Source organism: Zooshikella harenae (assembly GCF_018837975.1).
Lineage (GTDB): Bacteria > Pseudomonadota > Gammaproteobacteria > Pseudomonadales > Zooshikellaceae > Zooshikella > Zooshikella harenae.
The window spans coordinates 1-3,528 of the sequence record NZ_JAGSOY010000156.1; the positions used below are offsets into that span (position 1 = coordinate 1).

Here is a 3,528-nt window from a genome sequence, read left to right on the forward strand (position 1 = left end):
GGCCAGGCTATGTGGGGGATATGCTGACGGTTGAAGAATTGAAGTACCTAACGGAAGGCTTTGAAGATGCTCCAGCCATCCAATAGGTACTTAAGCGCTCTTAGTTCACAACTTGAACGTTGATAGCACAAGGTCCTTTCTGGCTCTGACCAGCCTCAAATTCTACTGTGTCACCATCACGAGGCTCACGACCTTGTGTTTCATTTTTATGAAAAAACAAGTCTTTACTGCCATCGTTTGGAGTGATGAAGCCAAAACCTTTAGTTGCATTGAAAAACTTAACTGTACCTGTGCTCATTCTAATCTCGCGCTTATATTGAATTCAGCGAGTTTTATAGCGGTTTATGACCAATAAAGCAAACGGTTTCTACTGTAATTGCTGTTTAGACACGAGTATCGGACAGAAGGAGATGAGGAAGCGCCACCACTCCCACTCAGGTAAGATTAGGAGTAGTAACCAACATTAAGTTCTTAGGGGGTTAGAGTATTTCCCATAAACTTTAATAGTGCTCTTGACTTAGGGAAGCTCTCAACAGAAGACGGAGCTAAGATTTTTTTATCAAACCTAAAATTCATTACAGCAATTACAGGGTCTTGGGGATAAGCATTCAGATAGTCCCAGTACGCTTGTATTCGATCATGAAGGTCCTGATCGTTTTCGACTGGAGGAATTAATAAAGACTCTTGTGTTGAAGGGGGTACAATTATCCATTTTAAGTTAGGGTTTGCAGAAAAATACCTTTTGTATGTTTCATGTATTACAGGACTATCATCTCTAGAGTTGTCATGACGCCAATAATAGTTGTCGATGCCAACCCAGTCAGGTGTGCTTTTGGCACCTAAACACCCACTTTGTGGCATTTGATGAAGGATTTCATTAACGACAGAAGGTAGAGCTTGATCAAAGTTACGATGAATCAAAACTGTAAATATCGGAATATCATTTAAATTATGAGTCCTTAAAGCTTGCCTTAAGGTACAAACATAACTTGCATATTGCCACTTAACATACTGCGCATTATCCTGCAAAGCCTTATCAGTAGATGGTTCATCCAGAAAGTAGATCGCTTTGGGCTTATTTATAGCACTTTTTATATTTGCAACTATATTCCAAATGTTTCCCCATGAACCTTTAGTTTGGCACTCAGTATTACTTTTTGCTGAGTAACAGATATCTAGTCGACCAAAGTAGTTTTCTTCTCCAGCGCCTATGTTAAGTGCACATCTTTCATGGGCACAAACTTTAGAGTTTAAGCTCTCTATTGAATGAACTACATTTAAGTTTGTGTTATTTGGACCTGTGGCACTGATTCTTTCATAGTTCTTTTCAAGCTCAATATTAAACACTTCATTCTCACTATCTAGCCAGTCATACCCATAATATTTGATATTTGGGTTAGGCTCACTGTGGCAGGCTAAGGAAAAAATGGAGAAAAAAAAGATAGTTTTTGCAGATAATATTTTGGAGATTTTTAAATTCATAATAAGTACGTTCGAACAAATAAAGAAGATCAATATTACCACACATCAAGGTTTGATAGTACGCAAAATTATAGGAGTTAAATGCTCTCAACCATAATCACCGCAATTACGAGCCTTTTCCAAACCTATCTCACCAACAAGCAACACAAAGCTGAATTAAAACAAGCCATCCATAACAAGCAATTAGATGAGATCCAGCAAGGTAATATCTCTGCTTCAGAGCTTGATTCATTGAGTATTCAAAGCCGTGGCTGGAAGGATGACTTTCTATTAATCGTTACCGTCACACCGCTTGTGCTGTGCTTTGTGCCTGAGATGAGTAACCACATTAAGAGCGGCTTTGAAGCCTTAAACGTGAGTGTCCCTGAATGGTATATGCTCGCCTTAGCCCTGGTGTATATCGATACGTTTGGATTTAGGCGCATTTTACGCAATGTTTTTTCGAATTATTTAAATCAAAGAATAAAAATAGGGAAATAAATTTGAACATTATTCCTTTTCAGTTCAATAGCGCATCAATACGCGTTATTAACAAAGAAGGCGAACCTTTGGTTTGTGGCTAAGGATATTGCATTAGTTTTAGGTTACCCCAAAGCAAGCACAATGAATCGCCTATTAGATGATGATGAAAAGGGGGTACACAATCTGTACCCCTCTAATAAAGGTCAAGAACTAAGCATTATCAACGAATCTGGCCTTTATTCATCCATCCTCAAAAGCCGTCGCCCAGAAGCTAAGCGCTTTAAACGTTGGGTAACCCATGAAGTGCTCCCAAGCATTCGTAAAAACGGTGGCTATATCGCAGGACAGGAAAATGACTCACCTGAAGTGATAATGGCTAAAGCGCTAAAAATGGCTAACACCATTATTGAAAATAAAACCAAACAGTTAGAGGTAGCAAAAGAGGAAATAAGAGAAGCACAACCAAAAATTGATTTTTTTGATGATGTCACAAATGCTGACGATGCAATAACCATCGCCGAGGCCGCTAAGGTATTAGACACAGGCCGTAATCGCTTAATGAGTTACTTGCGTGCGATTGAATGGGTGAACCCAAATAATGAGCCATACCAGGCAACAATAAATAGCGGCAATATGGATGTGAAACTAAGTGAATATTATCACCCCGTTCAAGGATTAAAGAAATGTATAACACCACTGATTACAGGTAAAGGTTTAACCAAATTAAAACGTATGCGATCTATGCATTAATTGATAAGGATTAAGAGGAGAATGACAGTTCACCAACAAGACGAATGGATCTTTAAAAAAGAAATTAATATCACGCACATCATAGCCACCCTTTCCTTAGTTATTTCTGCCATTGTGTTCGGTTCTTCCGTGGATAAACGCATCGAGCTTAATGCCACGAACATACAACATGTGATGACAACACAAGCCAAAGCGGACCTGCGTTATAAAGAATTTAGAAACGAGATGAAGAGTGATATGAAAGGCATCAATGACAAGCTCGACAGGCTGCTTGATCGGCGTTCTGAGCAACGTTGAGCGTGGGGTATCTCCGGGCACTTGTCGGGGTCCCTGAGCGCCTTAAAACGCGCTACACGCAGCCAAAGCTCGGCTTTTGGAAGAATTTCGGGCTTTTATGCGCCACCAGCAGCTAAAAAATAACCAATAAGGAATCGAATGTCAGAAGTAAAAAACCTTAACATCTCTCAAATTGCTGAGTTCTATGACATAAGCAGAGAGACCGTTAGAAAAAAGATAAGGCAAGCAGGGGTTGAGCCTGTTGATGTCGTAAGGAATGCGAACGTTTACAGTATGGAAGATGTAGAGCACCTATTTTACGAGTCAAACACTCGCAACCTGCCGCCTGACTACGACCCTAACGACTTGCCACCTAAAGACCGCAAAGACTGGTATCAATCCGAGAATGAGCGGCTTAAGTTTGAATTGGCGTGCAGTGAATTAATTCCCGCCAAGGAAGTACGGCAAGAGTCGATTAAATTAATGAAGACCCTGGTGGCTTTTTTCGAATCGCTACCTGACAAAATGGAACGTTCAAGACTGTTTAATTCGATATTG

The 3,528-nt window shown here is 40.1% G+C and carries 6 protein-coding genes; 4 read left to right on the forward strand and 2 right to left on the reverse strand.

What is annotated here, in order from left to right; genetic code table 11:
- Positions 1–100: 100 nt before the first annotated feature.
- Both KCG35_RS24005 and KCG35_RS24010 read right to left on the reverse strand, forming a co-directional pair.
- Positions 101–298 (reverse strand): cold-shock protein, encoded by a 198-nt coding sequence (locus KCG35_RS24005; RefSeq protein WP_215822390.1) that lies wholly within the window; start codon positions 296–298, stop codon positions 101–103.
- A 173-nt stretch (positions 299–471) separates the two neighbouring features.
- On the reverse strand, positions 472–1,482 hold the full coding sequence (locus KCG35_RS24010; RefSeq protein ID WP_215822391.1) for a hypothetical protein: 1,011 nt from the start codon (positions 1,480–1,482) through the stop codon (positions 472–474).
- 81 nt (positions 1,483–1,563) lie between these two features.
- Here KCG35_RS24010 and KCG35_RS24015 point away from each other — a divergent pair, with 81 nt between their 5' ends.
- From KCG35_RS24015 to KCG35_RS24030, 4 genes are all read left to right on the forward strand, one after another.
- Entirely contained in the window at positions 1,564–1,962 is a 399-nt protein-coding gene (locus KCG35_RS24015; RefSeq protein ID WP_215822392.1) for a hypothetical protein, read from the forward strand.
- Between the two features lie 27 nt (positions 1,963–1,989).
- On the forward strand, positions 1,990–2,694 hold the full coding sequence (locus KCG35_RS27030; protein ID WP_309227492.1) for a BRO family protein: 705 nt from the start codon (positions 1,990–1,992) through the stop codon (positions 2,692–2,694).
- Positions 2,695–2,715: 21 nt separating this feature from the next.
- Entirely contained in the window at positions 2,716–2,991 is a 276-nt protein-coding gene (locus KCG35_RS24025) for a hypothetical protein (protein ID WP_215822394.1), read from the forward strand.
- 138 nt (positions 2,992–3,129) lie between these two features.
- On the forward strand, positions 3,130–3,528 hold a 399-nt coding region (locus KCG35_RS24030), incomplete at its 3' end, for a DUF1441 family protein (RefSeq protein WP_215822395.1).

What these genes read in the sequence shown, in the direction of transcription:
- KCG35_RS24005 (WP_215822390.1), bottom strand. Translation starts at nt 298, where the DNA reads ATGAGCACAGGTACAGTTAAGTTTTTCAATGCAACTAAAGGTTTTGGC.
- KCG35_RS24010 (WP_215822391.1), bottom strand. Translation starts at nt 1,482, where the DNA reads ATGAATTTAAAAATCTCCAAAATATTATCTGCAAAAACTATCTTTTTT.
- KCG35_RS24015 (WP_215822392.1), top strand. Translation starts at nt 1,564, where the DNA reads ATGCTCTCAACCATAATCACCGCAATTACGAGCCTTTTCCAAACCTAT.
- KCG35_RS24025 (WP_215822394.1), top strand. Translation starts at nt 2,716, where the DNA reads ATGACAGTTCACCAACAAGACGAATGGATCTTTAAAAAAGAAATTAAT.